At 37.9% G+C, this 4,275-nt stretch carries 2 protein-coding genes; both read left to right on the top strand.

The genetic code is table 11. From position 1 onward, the window contains the following. Positions 1-3,286, top strand: a 3,286-nt coding sequence (locus tag K6G87_RS00250) for an RHS repeat domain-containing protein (RefSeq protein ID WP_296832245.1), incomplete at its 5' end; no start/stop codon positions are given. Between the two features lie 12 nt (positions 3,287-3,298). Next, entirely contained in the window at positions 3,299-4,039 is a 741-nt protein-coding gene (locus K6G87_RS00245) for a hypothetical protein (RefSeq protein WP_296832242.1), read from the top strand. Positions 4,040-4,275 lie beyond the last annotated feature (236 nt).

Below are 4,275 nucleotides of genomic sequence, written 5' to 3'. Positions count from 1 at the left end.
TCCTGATGGAACATCAAAGACATGGGAATACAACATCATAGGTAAGCCATGCAAGGTAACAGATGAAGCAGGAAGAGTAACAAATGTTGACTACAACAGCATGTGGAAGGAAGAGAAGATAACCCTTCCTAACAGCGGAACCGTTCTTTATGAATACGATCCTCTCATGCGTATCAAGAAAGTCACAGATCCTGAAGGCAGAACCACTGGCTATGACTACGATAAGAACGGCAACGTATTAGCAAGATACGTTGGAGACATAAAGGTAAACAGCCGTAAGTATAATGCCCTTAACCAGGTGATCAAGGAAACCGATGCCCTTGGTCATGAGAAGATATATGAGTATGATGAGAACGGCAGGATAACAGCTTTAACAGATACACTTGGAAACAGATACACAAGGCAGTATGATGAACTCGGAAGAGTAACTATAAGTACAGACCCTCTTAACAATGCAACATCATACACCTATACTTCATCGGGAGCTATAGAGACAGTAACAGACCCGGCAGGAAGAGTAAGAAAGTTTGAATATACAAAGTCAGGAAAGCTACATGCTATATATTTCTGCGATAAAAAACAGCAGGAACTTGTCTATGATAATAAAGGTCTGGTAGAAAAGAGAATCTTCGCTGATGGCTATACTATCAGCTATACTTATGATGCTCTAAGTCGTATATCAAAAGTAGAGGGTAGTGACAATCGCACCGTATCCTATGAGTACGATGCAATGGGAAGAGCTACAAAAGTCACAGACGGACGTAGCACAACTCTCTATACATATACCCCAACAGGTCATCTTAAGAGCGTAGTAGATGCCCTTGGTAATGAGACAGCATACACCTATGATGCCCTTGATAAGCTTAAGAGTATCCACAGAGCGGAAGGAATGATCGAAAAAGATGAAAAATCATCTGATAACTTCCCTAAGGTAGGAGAAGATGGTCATGTAACTATCTACTCATACAACCTTGCAGGTCAGCTTACAAAGGTAACAGATGCTCTTGGTCAGGAAGAAACCTATGAATACGACCAGTATGGCCGCCTTATAACAAAGACAGACAGAGACAGCTTCGATACGACCTATGAGTATAACGATCTTGGAGCAGTAACTAAGGTAGGATATTCAGATGGAAGAAGTGTTGCATTTAGTTATGATGAACTTAATCACCTGAGCGAGATAAACGACTGGCTTGGAAAGACAACACTTGAAAACGATATCTTTGGACGCCTTTCAAAAGTAACAGACTATCAGGACAGAACAGTAGCATACGAGTATAATGCACTTGGTGCAAAGACCAGCCTCACATATCCTGATGGAAGACAGGCTCTTTATAGCTACGATGAAGAAGGAAAGATCTCATCCATAACATCTAAGGGTATAGAAGAAAAATCCAATGAGCATACATCCTATTCCTACGACGAGATTGGAAGACTTATTGAAAAGCTCCTTCCAAACGGAGTAAGGCAGGACTACTCATATCTTCCAGGCGGTAATATCGAGAGTATGACAAGCTTTGACAAAGAAGGTATACTTGATAAGTACTTCTATAGTTACAATGATATAGGACTTATCAGTGGAATCAATAGAGAAAGACGTGAACTTGATGCTATATCAGGTCAGTATGACTACCAGTATGATGAGATAGGAAGACTCACAAGGTCCAGCCTGAATGGAGAGTTAAGAGCTTCCTATGAGTACGATGCTTTTGGCAACAGAACCAGCCTTATTGAAAGCGATACTCAGACTACATACAGGTATGATTCTCTTGACAGACTTGTGGAAGCAAAAGAATTAAATAACAGTCAGGCGATAGTAAGATCCTATGATTACGATAAGCGTGGCAACCAGACAAATGAGTATGTAGACGGCCTTCTAAACAAGACCTTTACTTTCGATGCAACAAACATGCTGTCTAAAGTAGTAGACTCTGAAAAGGGAGAGCTGGAGAATCAGTACAACGGTCTTGGTTTCAGAGTATCAACTACAAGGCCTGAAGAAAGAATCGAATACCTCTGCGACCTTTCGAGAGACTATTACAATCTGCTAGAGCGAACAGTCAACGGCGAGACAGAAAGCTTTATATATGACAAGAACGTAATTTCTATGTCAAAAGCAACAAGCACCTATTATTATCTTCAGGATGAACTTGGCTCACCAATGTACATGACAGGTACAGACGGTGCGGCAGTATCATCATATGCCTTTGATGACTTTGGACGTGGCATAGATCCGTTCACAGGTAAGATCAAAGAGGCAGGCAATAAACAGCACACTAAGCATGCTTATACCACAGAAGGAAACATCATCCAGCCATTCGCATTCACAGGCTATCAGGAAGATGAAGTGTCAGGGCTTATGTTTGCACAGGCAAGATTTTATAGTACTGATAATGGAAGGTTTGTCGGTGTAGATTTAAAAAAAGGAATAATTGAATATCCAAGTACACTTAACCAGTTTAGTTATTGTATTAATAATCCATACACATTTGTTGACAGGAATGGCCAATGGTTGAGTCTAAAAGATTTCAATGTAAGTGATGCGCTTGCTGTTGCCGGAATGGCTGTTGCAACTACTGCAGCAGTTGCTGGTGGAATTATTTTGGCAACGGCGACTGCTCCAGTGTCGGTTCCATTAATTGCTGCAGGAGCAGTTGTTGGTGCGGGAGTAGCATATGATGCTTCTGTAATATCCGATTGGAAAAATGATGAACATGCAAATTTACAAAAAGCTGTAGATAATGCTGCTGCAGGAGCGATGATAGGAGGAACATTAGTTGCAGGAGCGGGGGCTGTTACAGCAGCTGGTGGTGCAACTCTTGAAACAGTTGGTACAGCAGTGTTGGAAAACAAGGATGTAGCTACTGGAACAGTAGGTGGTCTTGTAAGTATGGCTAGTGGTAATTCATTTAGTTCGGGTTTTTGGTCATCTTACGTGACAAGTAAAACAGCATCATTAGGCGGTAATCCTTATGTTAGTAACTTCATGGCAGGCGGAGCAGGTTCTTTAACAAATCAGATTATCAATGATGCAGAGAGTGGACAAACTACGGTTGGTTCAAAAAAATCCTTAAAAAAAATTGCTTTGAACGCAGGTGCACAGTGTTTGTTTGGAGGCGGTGGTGACTGCTTAGATGCGGCATTTCAATCAACTGGTGCAGATACATTTGGACAATTAGCATGGTATGTAATACATGATTTAAAAAATCAGAGTATGTTGGGAGAAGCATTTTCATATATTATAGACAAAGTCACAGAGGATGATTGCCCAGCTGAGAGTAATTGATAGGTGGAGAAGATGGAAAGTAATATTGAAGTAATATTATCTCTTTTTGTTTACTGTATTATTTTATATGTTTGGATACCAATGAATTTGTTTGTAGTTTTGCAATTCAATGTAAGTAAAAAATATCAGGACGGAAAGTATAAACAAAATAATTATATTATGAAAGCCATGGCAATTGGCTGGACATATTTTTTTATTAGATGTGGAGCTTTAAAAGATGCTTTTTTATATCTATCAAGTAGTGCTTCTATTTATCAAAACAAACGTATTCAGCTACTAAGCGCTATTGGAATTGTATTGTTTGAAATATTTGCTCTGATTGTAGTTGAATATGAAAACATTACTTCAAATATCATATATAGATTTAGACATTTGAGACATATATTACTTACTATTCAAATATCATTAGCTGCTTTATTGCTTATACATATGTTGTTAAAATGCTTTAATATTTTTGATTTTGGAACTACAACTTGGAATATAGAATTAGTTTTAAATTTTTGCGTTCTAATTTGCATTGTAATAGTATCTTCTATCAACTTGAAAATATCATCTAAAAAAGAATACTTGTGTATTAATAATGGATTAACCCAGGCAATGTTCTTTATAGATGATTCTCATCAGCTCAAGTTTAAGAAGAACGAGGATGGTTCGTATTATGTTAGTAACGGAGAGGATGGAGCGGATACATTTGTTTTGAGTATAAATCAATTTGAGAAGTTGCAGAAATATATGGGTGGAGAATTGATTTAGTGAGGTAACAAGCTAAAAATGAAAAAGAAAAAGATAATTCTATTTGTTTTTATGAGCATTTTGCAAATTTTAATGGTTCTCTTTTTGACCTATATTTGTTGGAATGGTGAACTGTATTTTATAAGTATCGCTTTATTAGTAACAACGATTCTAGAACAGGTTTTTATAATTACCAGGATTCGATCGAGCAAAAATAGTAATATAAAAGAGAAGTAACTGTATAGAGATAGTATTTG

The sequence above is a fragment of the Butyrivibrio sp. genome, assembly GCF_024699075.1.
The sequence above is the reverse complement of the archived record's forward strand: the minus strand, read 5'-3'. Positions and strand labels throughout refer to the sequence as shown.

Coding starts and splice junctions, on each gene's coding strand:
- K6G87_RS00245 (WP_296832242.1), top strand. CDS start 3,299: ATGGAAAGTAATATTGAAGTAATATTATCTCTTTTTGTTTACTGTATT.